The organism is Streptomyces sp. NPDC088147 (assembly GCF_044741565.1).
Taxonomy (GTDB): Bacteria; Actinomycetota; Actinomycetes; order Streptomycetales; family Streptomycetaceae; genus Streptomyces.
The window spans coordinates 609,702-632,731 of sequence record NZ_JBIUSY010000004.1 but is presented as its reverse complement, the minus strand read 5'-3'; the positions used below and the strand labels follow the sequence as shown (position 1 = coordinate 632,731).

Here is a 23,030-nt window from a genome sequence, read left to right as displayed (position 1 = left end):
GCGACGCCCGCCCCGCTCGATCGCCCTACAACTCGATGACCTCGATCCCATCGGTTCCCTCCCCGAGGAGTCCACGTGCCGACGTCCCCTGCGACCCATGACTCCGCCGGCCCCACCGGCCCCATATCCTCCAGCGATTCCCACGGTTCCACCCGTTCCACCGAGCCGGCCGGGCTGTTCTCCCCACCCGAGCTGAACCCACGGGCCTGGGAGCGAGCCGCCGGCCGCCTTCTCGCCAAACTGATCGGTGAGTTCGCGTACGAGGAGATCATCGAGCCGGTCTCGCCAGCGGTCCCGGCAGCGGCCTCAGCGGCGGCATCGGTCCCGGCACCGGTGCCGTCGTCCGACGAGGCATCCGCGCCTGATGCGCCTGATGTGCCCGACGCACCTGGCTCGTATGACGCGTATGCCTCAGCGGCGGGACTGCTCCCGTACGCCCTCACGCTCGACGGCGGCGAGACGCTCACCTTCCGTGCGAGCCGCGGCGCCTACGGCAGCTGGCGCGTCGATCCCGGCTCCCTCGCCTGCGACGGCCGGCGCTTCACGGACCCCCTGCGCTTTCTGCTGCTGTCCCGTCGGCTGCTCGCCCTCGACGGCGCGACCCTGGGCCATCTCGTCCGTGAGCTGACCACCACCATCGCGGCCGACGCGAAGCTCGATCACACCGCCCTCAGCGCCGCACGCCTCGCCGACCTCGGCTACGCCGAACTCGAAGGACACCAGACCGGCCACCCCTGGATCGTCCTCAACAAAGGCCGGGGCGGCTTCTCCGCCACCGACGCCGACCGCTGGGCGCCCGAGGCCCGTACCCCCACCGAGCTCCCCTGGATCGCGGCCAGCACCTCGCTCGCCACCTACCGGGGAGTCGGCTCGCTGGAAACGCCGGACCAGCTCTACGCCGGCGAACTCGACGACGCCGTGCGCGAGCGCTTCGACTCCATACTCCGCAGCCGGGGGCTCGACCCCGCCGGCTATCTCTACCTCCCTGTGCACCCCTGGCAGTGGGACGAGGTACTGCTTCAGCTCTACGCCCCCGCCATAGCCGAGGGAGCGATCGTCCCGCTCCCCACCGACGGTGACCTCCGGCTGCCGCAGCAGTCCATCCGCACCTTCCTCAACCTCGGACGGCCCGACCGGCACACGGTCAAACTGCCGCTGTCCATCCTCAACACCCTCGTCTGGCGCGGCCTTCCCACGGAGCGCACGCTCGCCGCCCCCGCCGTCACCGCGTGGATGCACGCGGTGCGCGACGCGGACACCTTCCTCCGCGACGACTGCGCGGTGATCCTGCTCGGTGAAGTCGCCTCCGTCACGGTTGAACATCCCCTCTACGACCATCTCCCCGAGGTTCCCTACCAGTACAAGGAACTGCTCGGCGCGATCTGGCGCGAGCCCCTCCAGGCCCGGCTGGCATCCGGTGAGCGCGCCCGTACGCTCGCCTCCCTCATCCATACGGATCCGCACGGCCTGGCGTTCACCGCAGAACTGGTCGCGCGCTCGGGACTCACGCCCGCCGACTGGCTTCAGCGGCTCTTCTCGGCGCTGCTGCCGCCCCTGCTGCACTTCCTCTACCGCTACGGGACGGTCTTCTCCCCGCATGGCGAGAACGCCATCGTCGTCTTCGACGGCCAGGACGTGCCGGTACGGCTCGCCATCAAGGACTTCGTCGACGATGTGAACATCAGCGCCCGGCCGCTGCCCGAGCACGACTCGATGCCCGCGGACGTGCAGAGCATTCTTCTGACGGAAGAGCCGTCCTTCCTCACCCAGTTCATCCATTCAGGGCTCTTCGTCGGCGTCTTCCGCTATCTCGCGCCGCTCTGCCAGGACCAACTGGGCGTGTCCGAGGACGAGTTCTGGTCCCTCGTACGGGCGGAGATCCTGCGGTACCAGTCACGGTTCCCGGAGCTGAAGGAACGTTTCGAGACATTCGATCTGCTCACGCCCCGCATCGAGCGCCTGTGCCTCAACCGGAACCGGCTGCATCTCGACGGCTACCGGGACCGCGCCCACCGGCCGCACGCCGCCGTGCACGGTACGGTTCCCAACCCGCTCGCCGTCCGGCGGACGAGCGAGTGACGTCCGTTGTCAGCGGGGCCCCGTAGGGTGGTCGGGCTATGACGAAGCCATCACTCCCCGAGCTCCTCCACGCCGCCGTCAGCTCCGTCGGCGGTGTGGAACGGCCAGGCCAGGTCACCATGGCCGAGGCCGTCGCCGAAGCCATCGACGCCCCGTCCCATCTGCTCGTCCAGGCCGGCACCGGCACCGGTAAGTCACTGGGCTATCTGGTGCCGGCCCTGGCCCACGGCGAGCGGGTCGTGGTGGCCACGGCCACCCTGGCGTTGCAGCGCCAGCTCGTGGAGCGAGACCTTCCGCGTACGGTCGACGCGCTGCATCCCCTGCTGCGGCGGCGGCCGGAGTTCGCCATGCTCAAGGGCCGCTCGAACTATCTCTGTCTGCACCGGCTGCACGAGGGGATGCCGCAGGACGAGGAGGACGGCCTCTTCGACCAGTTCGAGGCGGCCGCGCCCACCAGCAAGCTGGGCCAGGACCTGCTGCGGATGCGGGACTGGGCGGACGAGACCGAGACCGGCGACCGCGACAATCTGACCCCCGGTGTCTCCGACCGCGCCTGGTCCCAGGTCTCCGTCTCGTCGCGGGAGTGCCTGGGGGCCTCGAAATGCGCCTACGGCGCGGAGTGCTTCGCCGAGCTGGCGCGTGAGCGTGCCAAGCTCGCCGATGTCGTCGTCACCAACCACGCGCTTCTGGCGATCGACGCGATCGAGGGCGCCCCGGTGCTTCCGCAGCACGAGGTGCTGATCGTCGACGAGGCCCATGAACTGGTCTCGCGCGTCACCGGAGTCGCCACCGGCGAGCTGACCCCGGGGCAGGTCCACCGCGCCGTGCGCCGCTCGGCGAAGCTGGTGAACGAGAAGGCCGCGGACGCCCTCCAGACGGCGGCCGAGACCTTCGAGCGGCTGATGGAGCTGGCCCTCCCCGGGCGGCTCGAAGAGATCCCCGAGGACCTCGGCTACGCACTGATGGCGCTGCGCGACGCGGCCCGTACGGTCATCTCGGCGCTCGGCTCCACCCGTGACAAGTCCGTCCAGGACGAGGATGTCGTACGGAAGCAGGCGCTGGCCTCCGTCGAATCCATCCATGGCGTGGCCGAGCGGATCGCCAACGGTTCCGAGTGGGACGTGGTCTGGTACGAACGGCACGACCGGTTCGGCGCGTCCCTGCGTGTCGCCCCGCTCTCGGTCTCGGGACTGCTGCGGGAGAAGCTCTTCACCGACCGCTCCGTCGTGCTCACCTCCGCGACGCTGAAGCTCGGCGGCGATTTCAACGGTGTGGGCGCCTCGCTGGGGCTGGCGCCGGAGGGCACCGAGGGCGACGACGTCCCGCAGTGGAAGGGCATCGATGTCGGCTCGCCCTTCGACTACCGCAAGCAGGGCATCCTCTATGTCGCACGCCATCTGGCCACGCCCGGCCGGGAGGGCTCGCGCGGCGACATGATGGATGAGCTGGCGGAGCTGGTGGAGGCGGCGGGCGGCCGTACGCTCGGGCTCTTCTCCTCGATGCGGGCCGCCCAGGCGGCGGCCGAGGAGCTGCGGGGCAGGCTCGACGCGCCGATCCTGCTCCAGGGCGAGGAGACGCTCGGCGAGCTGATCAAGGCGTTCGCCGCCGATCCGAAGACCTGTCTGTTCGGCACGCTGTCCCTGTGGCAGGGCGTCGATGTGCCGGGCCCCAGCTCGCAGCTCGTGGTGATGGACCGGATTCCCTTCCCCCGTCCCGACGATCCGCTGATGAGCGCGCGGCAGAAGGCGGTCGAGGAGGCCGGCGGCAATGGGTTCATGGCCGTGGCGGCGACGCATGCCGCCCTGCTGATGGCCCAGGGCGCCGGACGTCTGGTGCGGGCGAGCGGCGACCGGGGCGTCGTGGCCGTACTGGACCCGAGGCTGGCCAACGCGCGGTACGGCAGCTTCCTGCGGGCGTCACTGCCCGACTTCTGGTACACCACGGACCGTAATCAGGTACGGCGCTCCCTCGCGTCGATCGACGCGGTGGCCCAGGCCGAGGGGCACTGAGGTCTTTCGTGCGTCGAACGCAGAGCCTCGAACGCAGAGCCTCGAACGCGAAGCCTCGGAAACAGAGCCTCGGAATGGAGCCTCGAAAACACAGCAGGGCCCCGGAACCGGCGCAGTAGGTTCCGGGGCCCGGTCGGAGCCGGTGGAATGCTCACACCCGGCGCAGGACCGCCACCACCTTGCCGAGGATCGTCGCCTCGTCACCGGGGATCGGTTGGTATGCCGCGTTGTGCGGGAGCAGCCAGACATGGCCGTCCTCGCGCCGGAAGCGCTTGACCGTCGCCTCGCCGTCCAGCATCGCGGCGACGATGTCGCCGTTCTCCGCGACCGGCTGACGGCGGACCGTCACCCAGTCGCCGTCGCAGATCGCGGCCTCGATCATCGAGTCGCCGACGACCTTCAGCACGAACAGCTCTCCGTCACCCACCAGCTGGCGGGGGAGCGGGAAGACATCCTCGACGGACTCCTCCGCGAGGATCGGTCCACCGGCGGCGATCCGGCCGACCAGTGGGACATACGAGGCGGCGGGCTTGCCGGTCGTGTCCGTCTGCTGGGTGCTCGGCTGGTCGGAGCCGCGCACCTCGTACGCACGCGGCCGGTGCGGGTCACGCCGCAGGAAGCCCTTGCGCTCCAGAGCCATCAGCTGATGGGCCACCGAAGAGGTGCTGGAGAGGCCCACGGCCTGGCCGATCTCCCGCATGGAAGGCGGGTATCCGCGCCGCTGCACGGAGTCACGGATGACCTCGATGACCCTTCGCTGCCGGTCCGTGAGACCGGAGCTGTCCGCCCTGATTCCTGGAGGTCGGCCGGGCAACGAACGTGTGGGCTTGGCGCCCTCCGGGTTCGTGAGTACGTCATTCATGGCATGCACCGGCTCGAGTCGGCTCTGGGAGCGGTCCTGGGCAGTGATGGTGGCGCTGTCTGCGGTGGTGGTCACGTCGGCCCCTCTCGAAATGTTCTCCCTAGCTGGACAACGGTAGTAGCTTTCGAAAGGTTGCGCCAAACACACGTTCGAGTGAAAAATTGCGGAGAGTCCGTCTTGAGCATCTGACTGGGTGTATAGGCAGGCTCGACGGCCGCGCTACGGGGCCGGTCGCCACCGTACCGTCCTGCTCCCGGCCGCCGCCCTCCGCGGCGGTCAGTGTTCCACCGGGCGGCCCGGAAGGTAGTGCGCCGCGCCCTTCCCGTACTCTCGTGGCCGGTCCGTCCGGCCCCGGGAATCCGCCCCGGATCCGGCCCCGCGCCCCTCCCGGCGCCCGTGCCGGCACCCGCCTCGACACGCGACACGCGCCGGGGCATAGGATGCAGTCAAACCCCAGATCTAGTGGTTGGATTGTCGCAACCACCCAGAAGTTGTGGTCCCCCCGCTTTCGGGGGTGAGGCCATCGCCTATGCTGGGGGTGCTTCGAGGGGCTCGTTTCCGGGCCCTGACGGGGCTATTCAGTCGCGCTGTGAAGGAGGGTAGGGAACCATGCACTGTCCCTTCTGCAGGCACCCCGACAGCCGTGTCGTCGACAGTCGCACCACCGACGACGGGACGTCGATCCGCCGCCGCCGTCAGTGCCCCGACTGCTCCCGCCGTTTCACCACGGTGGAGACCGCCTCACTGATGGTGATCAAGCGCAGCGGCGTGACCGAACCCTTCAGCCGTACCAAGGTCATCTCCGGCGTGCGGAAGGCATGCCAGGGACGGCCGGTCACCGAGGACGCCCTCGCACAGCTCGGCCAGCGGGTCGAGGAAGCGGTGCGCGCCACCGGGAGCGCCGAGCTGACCACCCACGACGTGGGACTGGCCATACTCGGCCCACTGCAGGAACTCGACCTCGTCGCCTACCTGCGCTTCGCATCCGTGTACCGGGCGTTCAACTCGCTCGAAGACTTCGAGGCCGCCATCGCGGAACTGCGCGAGCGGCCCCCCTCAGAGGAAACAGGCGTCGACGGGGCCGCTGCGGTCCCCGTACCCGCCATCGCCGCGGACTGACCGGCCGGCCCGATCCTGGCCGCTCCGCGGTGACGAAGACCTGTCACGGGTGCCCCTGTGCGCACCCGAGGCATCAGACACACACGCCGTGCCACGGGAAGAACATGGCACTTCGGCGCGTTTTTGTACGTATATGGGAGGCGGCATGACAGAGACGGCGAGCGGCTCGGCACGAGGTTCCCGAGCCAAGGGGGCCAAGGCCGGCAACAAGGGGCTGCGTATCGAGCGCATTCATACGAGCCCCGGCGTGCACCCGTACGACGAGGTGGCCTGGGAGCGCCGTGACGTCGTCATGACCAATTGGCGCGACGGCTCGGTCAATTTCGAGCAGCGTGGCGTCGAGTTCCCCGACTTCTGGTCTCTGAACGCGGTCAACATCGTCACCAGCAAATACTTCCGCGGGGCGCTCGGCAGCCCGCAGCGCGAGACCGGTCTCAAGCAGCTCATCGACCGGATCGTGAAGACGTACCGCAAGGCCGGCGAGGACCACCAGTACTTCGCCTCGCCCGAGGACGCCGAGATCTTCGAGCACGAGCTGGCGTACGCCCTCCTGCACCAGGTCTTCAGCTTCAATTCGCCGGTGTGGTTCAACGTCGGCACGCCCCAGCCGCAGCAGGTCTCCGCCTGCTTCATCCTGTCCGTCGACGACTCCATGGACTCGATCCTCGACTGGTACAAGGAAGAGGGGATGATCTTCAAGGGAGGCTCGGGCGCCGGTCTGAACCTCTCCCGGATCCGTTCCTCCAAGGAGCTCCTCTCCTCCGGAGGCAATGCCTCGGGCCCTGTCTCCTTCATGCGCGGTGCCGACGCCTCCGCCGGAACCATCAAGTCCGGTGGCGCCACCCGCCGCGCGGCCAAGATGGTCATCCTCGATGTCGACCACCCCGACATCGAGGACTTCATCCAGACCAAGGTCAAGGAAGAGGAGAAGATCCGCGCCCTGCGTGACGCGGGCTTCGACATGGACCTGGGCGGCGACGACATCACGTCCGTCCAGTACCAGAACGCCAACAACTCGGTCCGGGTGAACGACGAGTTCATGAAGGCCGTCGAGGCCGGCGGCAAGTTCGGGCTGCGCGCCCGGATGACCGGTGAGGTCATCGAAGAGGTCGAGGCGAAGTCCCTGTTCCGCAAGATGGCCGAGGCGGCGTGGGCCTGCGCCGACCCGGGCATCCAGTACGACGACACCATCAACCGCTGGCACACCTGCCCCGAGTCCGGCCGGATCAACGGCTCGAACCCGTGCAGCGAGTACATGCACCTGGACAACACCTCGTGCAACCTGGCCTCGCTGAACCTGATGAAGTTCCTCAAGGACGACGGCAAGGGCAACCAGTCCTTCGAGTCCGAGCGCTTCGCCAAGGTCGTCGAGCTGGTCATCACCGCGATGGACATCTCCATCTGCTTCGCGGACTTCCCGACGCAGAAGATCGGTGAGAACACCCGCGCCTTCCGTCAGCTCGGCATCGGCTACGCCAACCTCGGCGCCCTGCTGATGGCCACGGGTCACGCGTACGACTCCGACGGCGGCCGCTCGCTGGCCGGCGCCATCACCTCGCTGATGACCGGCACCTCGTACCGCCGTTCCGCCGAGCTCGCCGCGGTCGTCGGCCCGTACGACGGCTACGCCCGCAACGCCGAGCCGCACAAGCGCGTCATGAAGCAGCACTCCGACGCCAACGCCACCGCGCCCCGGGTCGACGACCTGGACACCCCGGTCTGGGCCGCGGCCACGGAGGCCTGGCAGGACGTGCTCCGGCTGGGCGAGAAGAACGGCTTCCGCAACGCGCAGGCCTCGGTCATCGCGCCCACCGGCACCATCGGTCTCGCGATGTCCTGCGACACCACGGGACTGGAGCCCGACCTCGCGCTGGTCAAGTTCAAGAAGCTGGTCGGCGGCGGCTCGATGCAGATCGTCAACGGCACCGTCCCGCAGGCCCTGCGCCGGCTGGGCTACCAGGAGGAGCAGATCGAGGCGATCGTCGCCCACATCGCCGAGCACGGCAATGTGATCAACGCGCCGAGCCTGAAGACCGAACACTACGAGGTCTTCGACTGCGCGATGGGTGAGCGCTCCATCTCCGCCATGGGCCACGTCCGCATGATGGCGGCGATCCAGCCGTGGATCAGCGGTGCGCTGTCCAAGACGGTGAACCTGCCGGAGACCGCCACCGTCGAGGACGTCGAAGAGGTCTACTTCGAGGCGTGGAAGATGGGCGTCAAGGCGCTCGCCATCTACCGCGACAACTGCAAGGTCGGTCAGCCGCTCTCCGCGAAGAAGAAGGACGAGAAGGTCGCGGAGAAGGCCGAGGACACGATCCGCCAGGCGGTGGAGAAGGTCATCGAGTACCGCCCCGTCCGCAAGCGTCTCCCGAAGGGCCGTCCCGGTCTGACCACTTCCTTCACGGTGGGCGGCGCCGAGGGCTACATGACCGCCAACTCCTACCCCGACGACGGTCTCGGCGAGGTCTTCCTCAAGATGTCCAAGCAGGGCTCGACCCTCGCGGGCATGATGGACGCCTTCTCGATCGCGGTATCGGTCGGTCTGCAGTACGGCGTCCCGCTGGAGACCTACGTATCGAAGTTCACCAACATGCGCTTCGAGCCGGCCGGCATGACGGACGACCCGGACGTACGGATGGCGCAGTCGATCGTCGACTACATCTTCCGCCGTCTCGCGCTGGACTTCCTCCCGTTCGAGACCCGGTCGGCCCTCGGCATCCACTCCGCCGAGGAGCGCCAGCGCCACCTGGACACCGGTTCGTACGAGCCGTCCATGGACGATGACGACATGGACATCGAGAATCTGGCCCAGTCGGCCCCGCGCCGGCAGGAGACGCTGAAGGCGGTCACCCCGACGCCCGCCGGGCCGGCGGCGGCCGTGGCCCCGGCGCCCAAGGAGGCGCACACCTCGGCCGAACTGGTCGAGATGCAGCTCGGCATCAGCGCCGACGCGCCGCTCTGCTTCTCCTGCGGCACGAAGATGCAGCGGGCCGGGTCCTGCTACATCTGCGAGGGATGCGGCTCCACCAGCGGTTGCAGCTGAGCCGTAACGCGGTAAGTCCCCCCGAGGGGCGGTGGCCCGAGTGGTCGCCGCCCCTCGGGGCCGTCACGGGTCAGGCGCCGCCCATCAGGGCGCCGAAGGACTGGAGGTCGGTGTCGAATCCGCGGACCGTCGTGCGGAAGCGCCAGGCGCCCGAGTCGTCCCGGGTGAACTCCGCGAACGTGGCCGCCGTGGAGCCGGTCACCCCGGCGAAGTCATGGGCGGCCAGCTCCGTGTACCCCTCCAGGACACGGACCGATGCGTTGACTATGTCGCCGAACGTCCGCCGGCCGTCGCGCTGCTGGATGGCCACGCCCACCAGCACGCGGGTGTAGGACGATGCCAGCCGCACCAGCTCCAGCGTCATCTCCTCGTCGGAGCCGAAGCCCTGCCCCGTCCGGCTCTGCCGGTCCAGTGTGATCGTGCCGTCCGGTGAACGGCTGTCGAAATGGACCAGGTAGGCAGGGGTGCCACTCGGGTCGTCGGAGGTGTACGTCGCGGCGACCAGGTCGAGATCGTGCGGGGGCGCGCCCAGGGGACTGGGGTCCCATTTGAGCGTGACCTCGATCTTCTCCACCCCTCTGTTGAGGTTGCTCACCAGTCTTCCCCCTCTTCCGAACCTGGCCGGATCTCCGAGCCTTGGGGACAAGGCTAGTCCGGGGCGCTGACAACCCGCCTCGCGATCTGTCCAGTTGACGCCACGTTGGCCGATACTCGCCGCGTCGGCTGTCCGAACGGTGGCTCTGTCCCGTCCTTGAGGAGCGTGACCGAGGCCACGTTCCGCGCCGTACGATGGCGCGGTGCTGGTCAAGTGGATTCGCTGCACCGTGACCGACCGTCGAGGTTTCGAGCGCGGGCAGCGGAAATGGGCGGGGTTGCTCGGTGAGCCGGGGTTCCGGGGGCAGAGCGGAGGATGGAGCAGAGCGAGGCCGGGCGTCGCGCACGTCTTCTCGTTCTGGGAGAGCCGCGCGTTCTACGACTCGTTCATGGCGCGCTCGCACGACCGGCTCGCCGCCGCACAGTCCGGGACACATCGCGACATGCAGGTCAAGCTCTTCGACTACCGCTTCGATGTGAAGACCGGTTTCGAACCGCGCTTCACCGACGCCGATGTGGTGCGGGTCGCGCACTGCAAGGTGCACGAGGACCGGGTCGAGCATTTCGCGCTGATGCAGGAGAAGGTCTGGAACCCCGCGATGGCGGGGTCGCCCGGGATGGTGCGGGGACTGTTCGGGGAGGCGCCCGGCCATGAGTTCATAGTGCTGTCCATGTGGCAGTCGGCGGCCGAGCACGGAAAGTACCGGGTCGAACGGGTGGAGCGGCTGACGCTGCGCGCGCAGACGGCCGCGGATGTGGCCGCGCTGGCCGGAGACGTCGTCGACCTCGAATCGACCTGGACGGTGTGATCGGGCCGCCAGAGCCTGTTCGCGAGCCCGCCGTCCGCTGCTTGCTGCCCGCTGCCCGCTGCCGGGTGTCCGCTGCCGGGTGTCAGTTGTTGGCAGGCGGCCCGGGAGGCCGCCCGGGGCGGCTACGCCGGATGGTCTCCGTCCGTACCGGGCGGTGGCACGGCCCGGTGCGGACCGTTCTAGGGTCGTGGCATGGCACGACCACGGCGCATCGTCCTCGTCCGGCACGGCGAGTCGGTAGGCAACGACGACGACACGGTGTACGAACGCGAGCCCGACCATGCCCTGAGGCTCACCGAGAAGGGCAGACGGCAGGCCCTGGAGACCGGCGTACGCCTGCGTGAGCTGTTCGGCCGGGAGCCGGTCAGCGTCTTCGTCTCCCCCTACCGCCGCACCCACGAGACGTTCGAGGCGTTCGGCCTCGACCCCGGCCTGGTGCGGATACGGGAGGAACCCCGGCTGCGCGAGCAGGACTGGGGGAACTGGCAGGACCGGGAGGACGTGCGGCTGCAGAAGGGCTACCGGGACGCGTACGGGCACTTCTTCTACCGCTTCGCGCAGGGCGAGTCGGGTGCTGATGTCTACGATCGCGTCGGCGCGTTCCTGGAATCCCTCCACCGGAGCTTCGAGACACCGGACTCGCCGGAGAACGTGCTGCTGGTGACCCACGGACTGACCATGCGGCTGTTCTGTATGCGGTGGTTCCACTGGTCGGTGGCGGAGTTCGAGTCCCTGTCCAATCCGGGCAACGGGGAGACCCGCACCCTGCTGCTCGGCGAGGACGGCCGATACACCCTTGACCAGCCGTTCGAGCGCTGGCGCACCCCCGAGCCCTACGGGCGTACTGGATAGACTGACCGTGCGATGACCGCTGATTCCACACCCGCCGGTGCCACGCCCGCCGAATCCTCGTCCGGCCGGGCGGCCGATCCGCGCTATGACCGCCGCTACGACCGTGCCATGGCGAGCCTGCGCGGACTGGCGGTGGGCGACGCTCTCGGTTCCCAGTTCTTCGTCCCCTCGAACTATCCGCTGCTGAAACGGCGCGAGCTGCCGCCGGGGCTCTGGCAGTGGACCGACGACACCGAGATGGCCGCGTCGGTCCTGGCCGTCCTGGCCGCGCACCACCGTATCGACCAGGACGCGCTGGCCCTGTCCTTCGCCACGCATCATGACTTCGACCGCGGTTACGGGCCCGCCGTGAACCGAATGCTCCGGTTGATCAGGGAGGGCGGCGACTGGCGTGAGCTGGCCGCCGAGCTGTTCAACGGGCAGGGCTCGTGGGGCAATGGGGCCGCCATGCGGATCGCGCCGCTCGGCGCCTGGTACGCGGACGATCCGGAGCAGGCCACGCATCAGGCCGAGATCTCCGCGTACACCACGCACCAGCACCGCGAGGCCGTGGTGGGCGCCATGGCGGTGGCGGCGGCAGCGGCTCTCGCCGCGGATCCGGCGGGGCCTCCGGGGCCGGAGGCGCTGCTCGACGGAGTGGTGGCGCTCGTGCCGCGCAGCGCGGTCGGGGCGGGGCTGCGCCGGGCGCGGGACATGCTGGACTACGCCGACGCGGGCACGGTGGCCGCGGTTCTCGGCTGCGGGCGGCGTACCAGCGCGCATGACACCGTGCCGTTCGCCCTCTGGTCGGCGGCGCGGGCCCTCGGTGATTTCGAGCGGGGGTTCTGGACCACGGCCCAGGTGGGCGGTGACGTGGATACGACATGCGCCATCGCGGGGGGCGTGATCTCCGCGGCGAGGACCGGGGCGCCGCCGGCGCGTTGGCTGGAGCGGACGGAAGCGCTGCCGGGCTGGCTGCGAGCACCGTAGGCGGCGCCCGTAGGTGCCCGCCTGTTGTAGCCCGCCTGTTGTTGTCCGCTCGTGGGTGGTGCGTCCGCGGGCGTCCGCCCGTAGTTGTCACGGTCCTGCCACACCTGCTCCCGGAACCGGGGAAGGGGCGGGAGCGCGCGGTTACTCTGTCGGCCACGCCGCCCCGGTGATCTTCGAGGGGCGTGCGCCGACAAGACGCCGGGCCGTACGCGCCACTCCGCTGCCGCGAAGGGACCCGGCCGGGAGGGGGTCCCGTGACAGATCCGGTCAGAGGGCAGGAATCCGACGGGGAACGGGGGCGGGAGCCCGCCGACGACCAGGGGCCGGCCGACAGCCAGGGGCGGAGCCGTGCGCAGGGGCGGGTCGGCGCGCGGGGGCCGGGTGATGTGCCGGGTTCCGGGGACGCGGCCCGTCCGTCCTCCGCCGTTCCCGTGCTCACCAAGCAGCGCCAGGGCGGGCCGCCGCCGCCCGACTGGCAGCGGTGGCAGCCGCGGCCCGGCGAGCAGTCCCGCTGGCTCACCGAGATACAGCCGGCCACGCCTGCCCCGATCCGTGCCGCCACCCTCTGGTCGGTCCTGGCGACCGCCCTGCTCAGCGCCCTGGTGCTGGGCGACGGACTCGGACTGAATCTGCTGATCGTGGCGGTGCCCGCGGCGCTCGCCGCCTTCTTCGCGGCCCGGGCCGCCGGCCGTCGCCCCCGCCCCTGGACGCTGGTCTGGGCTCTCGGCGGCATCGCTCTGCTCGCCGTCCCCGCACTGCGGGACGCCGGGCTGCCGACCTTCCTCGCGGTCGTCTCCTCGCTGGCGCTCGGTTCGCTCGCCCTGCACGGCTGCCGTACCTGGCCGGGTGTCCTGTTCGGCCCGCTGGGCCTGATCGGCTCCCTCGGCCCCGGCATGTTCTGGGGCTGGGCCGGCCTGCGGGAACGCGCCGGAGGATCGCGCGGTCGCGTGATGCCGGTCGTCCGCGCCGTCGCGGTCGCGGTCGTGCTGCTGATCGTGTTCGGCACCCTCTTCGCCAACGCCGACGCGGCGTTCGCCGATCTGCTGGGCCAGTTGACCCCCGACGTCTCGCTCGACGACGGGCCGTGGCGGTTCGTGGGCTTCGTGGTCGGATCCGTCGGCGCGCTCGCCGCCGCCCACACCGCCGCGGCACCGCTGCGCTGGGACCGGATCACCGTACGCCCCGGACGGGCCCGCGGCCGGATGGAGTGGGCGCTTCCGCTCATCGTCCTCAATCTGCTCTTCGCGGCCTTCATCGCCATCCAGCTCGCCGTGCTCTTCGGGGGGTACGACAAGGTCCTCCGGGAGACCGGCCTGTCGTACGCGGAGTACGCGCGCCAGGGTTTCTGGCAGCTGCTCTGGGCCACCCTGCTCGTTCTGCTCGTGATCGGGCTCGCCCGTCGATGGGCCCCGCGCGACGGAGCCGGAGACGCCGCCCTGGTCCGGGCCGTGCTCGGGGTCCTCTGCGCGCTGACCCTGGTCGTGGTGGCCGCGGCGCTGCGCCGGATGGATCTGTACGTCGACGCCTACGGGCTGACCCGCCTGCGGGTCTCGGTGGCGGCGGTGGAGCTGTGGCTCGGTGTGGTGATCGTCCTGATCCTGGTGGCCGGGGCTCTCGGCGGCCGGTGGCTGCCGCGTGCCGTCGCCGCGAGCGCCGGGGCCGCCGTCCTGGCCTTTGGCCTGATCTCGCCGGACGCGCTGGTCGCGGAGCGGAACGTGCAGCGGTACGAGCGTTCGCACAAGATCGACATCGACTACCTCCAGGAGCTCTCGGCCGATGCCGCACCGGCGCTCGACCGGCTCTCCGAGCCGCTGCGTTCGTGCGCCCTGGCGGGCATCGACCGGAATCTCCGGAACACGTCCGAACCGTGGTACGCGACGAGCTGGTCGGAGAGCAGGGCCCGCGAGATCGTGGCGAAGCGGGAGATCGACCCGTCCTCCACCTGCTACGGGCTGGGGCGCGAACTCGACAGGCCATGAGCGTCGGTGGGTACGGGACGCCCCTCCGGACGTCCCGTACCCAGCGGGGGCGGTACGGCGGTCCCTCACGTGGGTGAGGCGTCAACCGCCCACGTGCGTGGGCGTCAACCGCCGTGCGATTCCGCGGGCTGATTCCCGCCGGTGCCGTCGAGCCGTACGCCCGGCTCGTCGAGAAGGCGGTGCACTGAGGTCCCGCGCGGTGAACGGGGCATCCCGCGCGGCGAACCCGGGGGGTCCGGGGGCGCGACGCGCGTCCCGATGTCACCGGCGAACACCACGGCCGGTACCCGGTCTGTCGCGTGACGTTCGGGCGGCGTAACCTGGCTGGTGCCATGCCGTACGAAGCACCCACGCACACTGTCGAGCGCTCGCTGCGCGCCACCACCGAGGCCAGGATCATCGCGGGCGTCGATGAGGTCGGGCGCGGTGCGTGGGCCGGTCCGGTCACGGTATGCGCGGCCGTCACGGGGTTGCGCAGACCTCCGGCCGGCCTCACCGACTCCAAGCTCATCAGCCCCAAGCGCCGTATGGAGCTGGCCGATGAGCTGGAGGGCTGGGTCACCTCGCACGCGCTGGGACACGCCTCCCCGGAGGAGATCGACGCCCTGGGGATGACCGCGGCGCTCAGGCTCGCCGCCGTACGCGCCCTGGAGGCGCTGCCGGTGCGGCCCGACGCGGTGATCCTCGACGGCAAGCACGACTACCTCGGGGGACCCTGGCAGGTGCGTACGGTCATCAAGGGCGACCAGTCCTGTGTCTCGGTGGCGGCCGCTTCGGTCCTCGCCAAGGTGCGCAGGGACGCCATGATGGCCGAACTCGGCGCGGGGGCCGAGGAGTACGTCCCCTACGCGTTCGGCGCCAACGCGGGCTACCCCTCACCGGTGCACAGAGCGGCACTGGAGGAGTGGGGGCCCACACCGCACCACCGGCTCTCATGGGCCTATCTCGACGCGCTGCCCCAGTGGCGGCACCTCAAGAAGGTCCGGGTCTCCGCCGAGGCCACCGCCATGGAAAGCGGGGGCCAGCTCGGCTTCGACTTCTGAACTGCCGATTTTCCGGAAGGTCCGACTTCCGGAACTTCCGGTGAACCTTGAATCTGTGTGGCTCGCGCCCGCAGACATGGGTACAAATATCCCCACCTGCCGATGCTTTTCGCACCGGTGTTTGATAGACATCCAGTCATGCCTCTCATCCCTCAGGAGCCTCAGATTCACGAGAGAGCCCAGGGTGCCAGCGCCACTCCGGCCACCGGCCGTACCGCGCCGACCCCTCGTCCTGTACCCGGTCCGCGTCCCGTCCCCGGGCCGCGCTCCGCGACGACACCGCGGCCCGGACGTCCGGGCCCCGGTCCCGCGAGGCCCGCGCCGCCGGCGCAGCGCTCGCACAACTCCGCCGGGCAGCCCCAGGCTTCCGGCGCCACGACTCCTTCCGTCCCTCAGATCCAGCTGATTCCGGCTCCGGCCGGCGGTGCGCTCGATGCCGCCGAGGAAGCGGTCGATCTGCTGCTCGAGGCGGGGCGGGCACCGGGCGACATCCTGGTGCTCACCACCGGGGAACAACACCCGTGGGCCGCCCACGAGCTGTCCTTCGGTGAGGCCTCCTACTGGGCTCAGCACGACGCCCGCGAGGACGTGTTCTTCGCGGACGGCGGCGCCGTCGCCCGCGCGCAGTCACGGCCCGTCGTGGTCGTCGCCGTCAACGGAGGCGGTGACGACGCCGTCGCCCGGGTGCTTCCGCCGGCCAGGGAGAAGGCCGCCGCACTGCTCGTCGTGTGCGGTGACTCGGAGCGGATCAACACCGTGCTGGGCGCGGGCGTCTGAGCCGTACGACGCCGGTCCCGCCGTGACCCGGCTGCCCGTTCAGGGGGCGGCCGGGCCGCTGTGACGGGCCTGACGTGCGGCGGGCGCCCGGCTGCTCAACGGGCAGCCGTGCGCCGCAGTACCTCCGTGGCTCCACCGCCGCCGCGCACCGGCGACGGGTCGGGGTCGGCCAGCGTCTCGGCCAGAGCGGCGGGCGGGGTCTCGGAGCTGGGCCGTCGGCCACCGCGGCCTTCGCCCAGCACCTGCCAGCCGCCGCGGGTCAGCGTGATGTACGCGCCGCAGCGCAGCCCATGGAGGGTGCAGGCGTCCCGCAGCCCCCACATCCAGGCCCCGTCCTCCTCCGTCCAACGCTCGTCACCCTCGCGGCAGTAGAGCAGGACGGCGGTGCGTACGGGCGTACGGCGGCGCAGGTCGTGCGGGATGACGCGGCGCAGATGCGCCAGCAGCGCGTTGCGGAACTCCCATCCGTCGACCGGCGCGGCACGCGGCGCGAACGAGGCGCTGGCGGCGAGCCGTTCCTCGTGGTCGAGTACCGCCACGACAGCGGTCGACGGGGTCGGCCGGTGCCGGCTGTGCAGACCGCTGACCACCTCACGGGGGTTGCGCAGCAGCGGAATACCCGCCTCCGCCCATTCGGCGGGTTCGAGCATTCTGGCGAGGCGGCTGACGGAGTCGGCGGGTGTGCTGACCGAAGTGTCCGCGGACGGAGCGAATCCGAAGGTCACGTTCCTCCCTTCGCATACGCGCCCACAGTGCGGGCTGGGTCGGACGGGGGCGCGCCGCGGCACGGCCTTGACGGACGGCGAGGGACCGTGCGGGGGCAGTTCCAATTCTCGCTGGCGTATCGGCGTGCGGCAACGAGCAATTGGCACTGTCGTCCGGAATGCGGGGATATGGCAGTCATATCCCCGCCTGAACTCGCCACGGTGCGGTTATGCGTCACGTCTGAACGGCGAGGACCAGCGGAAACACCCCCTCCGCCCCGGCCTTGCGCAGCAGCCGCGCCGCCACCGCGAGCGTCCAGCCACTGTCCGAGAGATCGTCGACGAGCAGTACGGGGCCGCCCGCGGAGACCAACGCCTCGGCCAGTTCGGTCGGTACGGTCAGCGTCTCGTGCAGCGCACGTACACGCTGCGCGCTGTTGGTGCGGGGAATCCGGGAGTCGGCCGCGCCCGGTACGTAGGCGACCGTGCCGAGCAGCGGCATCCTGCCGACCTCCGCGATCCGGCTGCCGAGCGAGCCCACGAGCCGCGGCCTGCCGTGCGACGCCACGGTGACCACCCCGACGGGCCTGGGCGGCGCGTCGGGCGCGCCGGAGGCCCAACCGCCGGGCCCCTTCGCCCAGTCGGCGAGCACACTCACCACGGCGGTCACCACATCGTCCGGTACCGGGCCGTCGGCGGCCTGTGGCGCGAGCATCGGCCGCAGCCGGTTGCCCCAGCCGATGTCCGACAGCCGGCCGAGCGCCCGGCCCGGGAAGTACTGCTCGCCCTGCGGGATACGTCCCTTGAGGTCGACACCGACGGCGGTGAGCCCGGTCGGCCACATCTTCCGCGGCTCCACCTCCACTCCCGGCCTGCCCAGCTCGCCGCGCGCCGCGTCGAGGGCGGCGGCGGTCACCTTGTCCTCGAACCGCGCCCCCGCGCAGTTGTCGCACCGCCCGCAGGGGGCCGCCTCCTCGTCGTCCAACTGACGCCGCAGGAACTCCATCCGGCACGCGGTCGACGAGGCGTAGTCGCGCATCGCCTGCTGCTCGGCGTCGCGCTGGCGCGCCACCCAGGCGTACCGCTCGGTGTCGTACACCCACGGCCGGCCGGTCGAGGTCCAGCCGCCCTTCACGCGGTGCACCGCCCCGTCCACATCGAGGACCTTGAGCATCGTCTCCAGCCGCGTACGCCGCAGCTCGACCAGCGGCTCCAGGGCAGGCAGCGACAGTGGCCGGTCCGCCCGGCCCAGGACATCGAGCGTGCGCCGGACCAGCTCCTCGGGCGGAAAGGCGACCGAGGCGAAGTACTTCCAGATCGCCTCGTCCTCCCGGCCGGGCAGCAGCAGCACCTCGGCATGCTCCACCCCGCGGCCCGCGCGCCCCACCTGCTGGTAGTAGGCGATGGGGGAGGAGGGCGAACCGAGATGCACCACGAATCCGAGGTCGGGCTTGTCGAACCCCATGCCCAGCGCGGACGTGGCGACCAGCGCCTTGACCCTGTTCGCCAGCAGATCGTCCTCCGCCTGCTGCCGGTCGGCATTCTCGGTACGGCCGGTGTACGACGCGACCGTGTGCCCGCACTGGCGCAGATACGCCGTGACCTCCTCGGCCGCGGCGACCGTCAGCGTGTAGATGATCCCGGAGCCGGGCAACTCGCCCAGGTGGTCGGCGAGCCAGGCCAGCCGGTGCGCCGCGTCCGGCAGCTCGAGGACATGGAGACTGAGACTCTCCCGGTCCAGCGGCCCGCGCAGCACCAGCGCGTCCGTCCCCGCCCCCGTCCCGAGCTGCTCGGCGACGTCGGCGGTCACCCGGGCGTTCGCCGTGGCGGTCGTGGCGAGGACCGGAACGCCCGCCGGCAGCTCGGCGAGCATCGTGCGCAACCGCCGGTAGTCGGGCCGGAAGTCATGGCCCCAGTCGGAGATGCAGTGCGCCTCGTCGACCACCAGCAGGCCGGTGGCCGCCGAGAGCCGGGGCAGGACCTGGTCGCGGAAGTCCGGATTGTTCAGCCGCTCCGGGCTCACCAGCAGGACGTCGACCTCACCCGCGGCGATCTCGTCCTGGATCGTCTCCCATTCCTCCGCGTTGGACGAGTTGATCGTCCGCGCGCGGATCCCGGCCCGCGCCGCCGCCTCCACCTGGTTGCGCATCAGCGCGAGCAGCGGCGAGACGATCACCGTCGGGCCCGCGCCGAGCTCGCGCAGCAGGGACGTCGCGACGAAATACACCGCGGACTTGCCCCAGCCCGTGCGCTGCACGACCAGCGCCCTGCGCTTGTCGGCGACGAGCGCCTCGATGGCCCGCCACTGGTCCTCGCGCAGCCGGGCGGTGCCGGTGGTGTCACCGACGAGGCGGGCGAGTACGGAGTCGGCCGAGGCCCGGAGAGCCGTGCGGTCTGCGTTGGTCATGCCCCCATGCAACCCGATGGCTCCGACAAACCGCGAATGCGCCGTCCAGCCTGTGGATAAAGTTATCCACAGGGGTCGCGGGATCCGGCCGGGCGCGGGACCGTCGAGCCATGAACAAGCACCACGAACCGACCGGATCCGCCGACGAGCAGCAGATCACCCTGCGCAGTCCCGCGGAACTCGCCGACGCTCTCCCGTATTTGCTCGGATTCCATCCCTCCGATTCCATCGTCATGGTCGCGCTCCAGGGCGACCGGGGACGCTTCGGCGGACGGCTCAGGCTCGGTATCCCGCGCTCGCCGAACGAATGGCCACCGGTGGCCGATCAGCTCGCCGAGTGTCTGATCGAGGGCAGCGAGAAGCGTGGCGGCCGTCCCGGGGGAATCGTCGTCTTCCTCTGCCAGGACCCGGCGGCGGGGGAGACGGGCCGACAGGTGATGGAGCGGCTGCGCCCCCTCGCGCAGCGGCTGCGCACCGCGTGCGGAAGCCTCGATGTTCCCGTGCACGAGGCGCTGTGTATCTCCGACGGGCGATTCTGGTCCTACTGCTGCCCGGATGTCCGCTGCTGTCCGCCCGAGGGGACCGGGCTCGCCCTGCCCGGTACGTCGGTGATGGCGGCTGCCGCCGCGTACGCCGGAGTGCAGGTACGGGGATCGCTGCGGGAGATGGAAGCCCGCCTGGAGCCCTGGCGTACCCCCGCCGCGGCGGAACAGGAACGGGCGCTGGACGACGCGGGCGCGGCACTCGTGCCCAGGATCCTGGGCGGCGGAAGCCGGGAACGGGTCGGCGAGGAGACACTGCGGCTGGCGCGCACCCTGATCGGGCGGCTGCGGGAGGCTCCGGGCGCGGGCCGGGCCGGCACGGACACCGAGGACGACCGGCTCATCACCCACGAGGAGGCGGCCAGCGTCATTCTCGGACTCCAGGACAGGCAGACCCGCGACCGCGCCGCCGAGTGGATGGAAGGGCCCGAGGCCGCGCCCGCCCTGCGGCTCTGGCGCGCGCTGTCCCGGCGCTGCGTCGGTTCGTACGCCGAGCACGCGACCGCCCCGCTGACCCTGGCCGGCTGGGTCGCCTGGTCGACCGGCGACGAGCCGAGCGCGCGGGTCGCCCTGGGACTCGCGCTGCGGCTCGATCCCCAGTACGTCTTCGCGCGATTGCTCCACCAGGCGTGCAACGAAGGACTGGACCCCGAGACGCTGCGCCGTTGTCTGCGCGAGGAGCGCGGCGCACGGGCGCTGCCGGGCCCGCGCGGGACGAGTGGGCGGCCCAGGCTCCGTCCGGTGCGCCGGCCCGTTCCCCGGAAGAGTCTTCCGCCCAAGGGGTCCGTGTCCGGTGCGCCGGCCGCGCGCGACCGACGGGCCAGGCGCAGTGGCCGGCGAGGGACCAGGAGTGGCCGATGAGAGCCGTGACCCGGCCGCCCGGGCAGCCGTTCACCTCTGTGGCGAAGTTGTACGAGCCGCGCCGCCGTACACAGCGCGGCTCCCCGGAGCGCACAGAAGGCAGAGCAGACCACCCATGGCCCTCACCGCCCTTCCCTCACACACCTCTGGTACGTCGAGCGGCGACCCGTCGCGTACCGCGCCCTCGCGTGCCGCACCGCCCGGAGCCGTACGCGGCGGCGCCCTGCCGCGCGGCGAGCTGCCCGGCGTGCACCGCGCGTTCTTCTGCGTCGCGCTGCCGCGTCTCGCCGTCTCGGCCGAGCACGGACAACTCACCGGTCAGGGGCTGGAGGGCTTCTACCAGTCGGGCCGCCGTCTCCTCGCCCGCTGCCTGTTACGGATCGCCGGACGGGAACCTCTCCCGTTGCAGGGCAGGATGGTCGCCGCCGACCGGGCGCGGTTCAGCGCGGTGGTCCGTACGCCGGCGGACGCCGGACCCGATCCGGAGATCAGCGTCGAACGGCTCCGGGACGCCGACGGCACCGAACGCATCACGCTGCACAACTCGGCCCGCGGAGTCCGCCGGTTCCCGGTGGAGATCACTCTGGGGACGGATCTGGCGCGGCTGGCCGCGATCGCGGTCGGCCGCGCCGGGCCCGAACTCCCGGCGAGCGTCCACGCCGCGGGCCTGCGCTGGGCCGCGGCCGACGGCGGACACGCCGTCGTCTCCGCCGACCCGGCCCCGCGCGACGCGATGGCCTCGGCCGGACTGCTCCGCTGGGACATGGAGCTGGCCCCTGGGGCCTCTCGCACCATCGAACTGCGGATCCGTACGGACCGGCCCGTGCGGCCGACCGGCCGGACCGCGAGCAATCCGCTGCCGGAGGCGAGCGCCGAGGGCGACGACCCCAGGGTGCGGCCTCTGTTCGCCGCGAGCCTCGACGATCTCGGGGCGCTCCTGCTGCGTGGACCGGGCGGCTCCACGGATGTCCATCCCGCCGCGGGCGTGCCCTGGCGCTGCGGGCCCCCGGCCGCGGAAGCCCTCTGGGCGGTACGGATGGCCCTCCCGCTCGGCACCCGGCTGGCCGCGGGCACGATGCGAACGCTCGCCCGCACCCAGTTCCGCGGCCCCGGACGCGACTTCGGGCGTATTCCCGGACCGCTGCGGGACGCCGGGCCCCATCTGCCCCCGAGCTGTACGGGGGTTGAGGCCACACTCGCCTTCCCCGTGGTCCTCGCCGAGGCCCGCCGCTGGGGTCTTCCCGAGGGTGATCTCGCCGAGCTGCTCCCCACGGCGGAGCGATGTCTGCACTGGCTGCGCACCGCCCTCGGTGCCGACGGGCTGCTCGGGGAGCCGGGCCCCTCCGGGCCACGGCGCGTCGAGACCCAGGCCCACGCGCATCGTGCCGCGCTGCTCGGGGCGGATCTGCTGGAGTCCTGCGGTCGGCCGGGGGCCGACGGCTGGCGGGAGTGGGCGGGTGCGCTGCGGCTGCGGTTCCGGCGGACATTCTGGGCCGACGAGTCCACGGGCGGACGCCCCGCCGCGGCACGGTGGCCCGACGGCCGGCTTCTTCCCCAACCCAGCGCCGGCGCCGCCCATCTGCTGGACACGGGCCTGCTCGGCGGAGGGAAGCGGGCCCCGGGGCTGCTCGACGCGCCGGAGACCGAGCGGCTGGCCGGCATGGTCCGGGGAGCGGACCTCGACTCGGGATGGGGGCTGCGCGGCCTCGGGAGCAAGGAGCCCGGACACAATCCGTTCGGCCACCGCGCGGGGGCGGTACGGGTCCATGAGACGGCCGTCGCGATCGACGGCCTGATCGCGGCCGGATACGAGGAGGAGGCAGGCTCGCTGCTCCGGGGTCTGCTGGACGCGGCGGAGGCGTTCGGTCACCGGCTCCCCGAGATGTACGCGGGGGAGCGGCGTACCGCGGGCGGTGCTCCCGTACCGCACCCCGCCGCGTGCCGTCCGGCGGCCGTGGCCGCCGCCGCCGGAATCCATCTGCTCACCGGTCTCGCCGGTATCCGCCCGGACGCGCCCGCGCGCACCGTCGCGTTGCGTCCGGTCCGCAGCGCCCCGCTCGGGGCGCTCCAGCTCACCGGACTACGGGTGGCGGAGGCGCCCTTCTCCGTGCGGGTCAGCGGACTCGGGCTCGGCATGGTCGAGGAGGCGGCCCCCGGCCTCCAACTGGGCGTCTGAGACGGGTACGTCCGCGGTCCCGTCCGCCCGGGAGCGGACGGGACCGCTTCGGAAGGACCGGTCTCGGAACCAGCGGGCAGGCGGGCCCGGCCCCGGGGCGCGGAGATGGGGCGTGGAGATCACGAAGACGGCGGAGAAGACGGCGAAGAAGTAGGCGGCGGGAGAGGCGGAAGGAGTGTTTATCGTCAGGCAGACGACTATG

Annotated in this window: 16 protein-coding genes; 12 read left to right on the top strand and 4 right to left on the bottom strand. The window is 71.3% G+C overall.

The genetic code is table 11. The annotated features are described in order from the left end of the window. The first annotated feature begins 75 nt into the window (after window positions 1–75). Window positions 76–2,079, top strand: coding sequence for an IucA/IucC family protein (locus ACIOGX_RS17810; protein ID WP_401914140.1), 2,004 nt, complete (start codon window positions 76–78; stop codon window positions 2,077–2,079). 38 nt (window positions 2,080–2,117) lie between these two features. Then, the gene (locus ACIOGX_RS17805) at window positions 2,118–4,088 is read left to right on the top strand and encodes an ATP-dependent DNA helicase (RefSeq protein WP_383967540.1); all 1,971 of its coding nucleotides are present in this window, start codon (window positions 2,118–2,120) and stop codon (window positions 4,086–4,088) included. Between the two features lie 151 nt (window positions 4,089–4,239). Here ACIOGX_RS17805 and lexA read toward each other — a convergent pair whose 3' ends face one another. Next, the gene (gene lexA / locus ACIOGX_RS17800; protein WP_030350125.1) at window positions 4,240–5,025 is read right to left on the bottom strand and encodes a transcriptional repressor LexA; all 786 of its coding nucleotides are present in this window, start codon (window positions 5,023–5,025) and stop codon (window positions 4,240–4,242) included. A gap of 534 nt (window positions 5,026–5,559) precedes the next feature. Here lexA and nrdR point away from each other — a divergent pair. Both nrdR and ACIOGX_RS17790 read left to right on the top strand, forming a co-directional pair. Further along, window positions 5,560–6,069: a transcriptional regulator NrdR gene (gene nrdR, locus ACIOGX_RS17795; protein ID WP_356511883.1), complete on the top strand. Its 510-nt coding sequence runs from the start codon at window positions 5,560–5,562 to the stop codon at window positions 6,067–6,069. Window positions 6,070–6,214: 145 nt separating this feature from the next. Then, window positions 6,215–9,115, top strand: a complete 2,901-nt coding sequence (locus ACIOGX_RS17790; protein ID WP_356511881.1) for a vitamin B12-dependent ribonucleotide reductase — start codon at window positions 6,215–6,217, stop codon at window positions 9,113–9,115. 70 nt (window positions 9,116–9,185) lie between these two features. Here ACIOGX_RS17790 and ACIOGX_RS17785 read toward each other — a convergent pair whose 3' ends face one another. Then, window positions 9,186–9,710 (bottom strand): TerD family protein, encoded by a 525-nt coding sequence (locus ACIOGX_RS17785; protein WP_356511879.1) that lies wholly within the window; start codon window positions 9,708–9,710, stop codon window positions 9,186–9,188. A 202-nt stretch (window positions 9,711–9,912) separates the two neighbouring features. Between ACIOGX_RS17785 and ACIOGX_RS17780 the strand changes: the two genes are divergently transcribed. The 6 genes from ACIOGX_RS17780 to ACIOGX_RS17755 all read left to right on the top strand — a co-directional run bounded on the left by ACIOGX_RS17780 (window position 9,913) and on the right by ACIOGX_RS17755 (window position 16,138). After that, window positions 9,913–10,518, top strand: coding sequence for a YdbC family protein (locus ACIOGX_RS17780; RefSeq protein WP_356511877.1), 606 nt, complete (start codon window positions 9,913–9,915; stop codon window positions 10,516–10,518). A gap of 192 nt (window positions 10,519–10,710) precedes the next feature. Next, complete coding sequence (locus tag ACIOGX_RS17775) at window positions 10,711–11,370, top strand: histidine phosphatase family protein (protein WP_129773621.1); 660 nt, start codon at window positions 10,711–10,713, stop codon at window positions 11,368–11,370. 12 nt (window positions 11,371–11,382) lie between these two features. Continuing rightward, the gene (locus tag ACIOGX_RS17770; RefSeq protein ID WP_401914134.1) at window positions 11,383–12,339 is read left to right on the top strand and encodes an ADP-ribosylglycohydrolase family protein; all 957 of its coding nucleotides are present in this window, start codon (window positions 11,383–11,385) and stop codon (window positions 12,337–12,339) included. 254 nt (window positions 12,340–12,593) lie between these two features. Then, window positions 12,594–14,318, top strand: coding sequence for a DUF4153 domain-containing protein (locus tag ACIOGX_RS17765; protein WP_401914131.1), 1,725 nt, complete (start codon window positions 12,594–12,596; stop codon window positions 14,316–14,318). 332 nt (window positions 14,319–14,650) lie between these two features. Then, window positions 14,651–15,361 (top strand): ribonuclease HII, encoded by a 711-nt coding sequence (locus tag ACIOGX_RS17760; RefSeq protein WP_401914128.1) that lies wholly within the window; start codon window positions 14,651–14,653, stop codon window positions 15,359–15,361. A 138-nt stretch (window positions 15,362–15,499) separates the two neighbouring features. Beyond that, window positions 15,500–16,138 carry a hypothetical protein gene (locus ACIOGX_RS17755; protein ID WP_356511871.1) on the top strand — a complete coding sequence of 213 codons (639 nt, stop codon included), beginning with the start codon at window positions 15,500–15,502 and terminating at the stop codon, window positions 16,136–16,138. Window positions 16,139–16,233: 95 nt separating this feature from the next. On the opposite strand, the gene ACIOGX_RS17750 is transcribed toward ACIOGX_RS17755, so the two are convergent. Next, a complete protein-coding gene (locus ACIOGX_RS17750) occupies window positions 16,234–16,863 on the bottom strand; it encodes a hypothetical protein (RefSeq protein ID WP_401914126.1) in 630 nt (209 codons plus the stop codon). A 214-nt stretch (window positions 16,864–17,077) separates the two neighbouring features. Continuing rightward, on the bottom strand, window positions 17,078–19,249 hold the full coding sequence (locus tag ACIOGX_RS17745) for a RecQ family ATP-dependent DNA helicase (protein ID WP_401914123.1): 2,172 nt from the start codon (window positions 19,247–19,249) through the stop codon (window positions 17,078–17,080). A gap of 110 nt (window positions 19,250–19,359) precedes the next feature. Between ACIOGX_RS17745 and ACIOGX_RS17740 the strand changes: the two genes are divergently transcribed. Both ACIOGX_RS17740 and ACIOGX_RS17735 read left to right on the top strand, forming a co-directional pair. Further along, window positions 19,360–20,652: a DUF4192 domain-containing protein gene (locus ACIOGX_RS17740; RefSeq protein WP_356511866.1), complete on the top strand. Its 1,293-nt coding sequence runs from the start codon at window positions 19,360–19,362 to the stop codon at window positions 20,650–20,652. Window positions 20,653–20,767: 115 nt separating this feature from the next. Continuing rightward, window positions 20,768–22,828: a glycogen debranching N-terminal domain-containing protein gene (locus ACIOGX_RS17735; protein ID WP_401914120.1), complete on the top strand. Its 2,061-nt coding sequence runs from the start codon at window positions 20,768–20,770 to the stop codon at window positions 22,826–22,828. Window positions 22,829–23,030 lie beyond the last annotated feature (202 nt).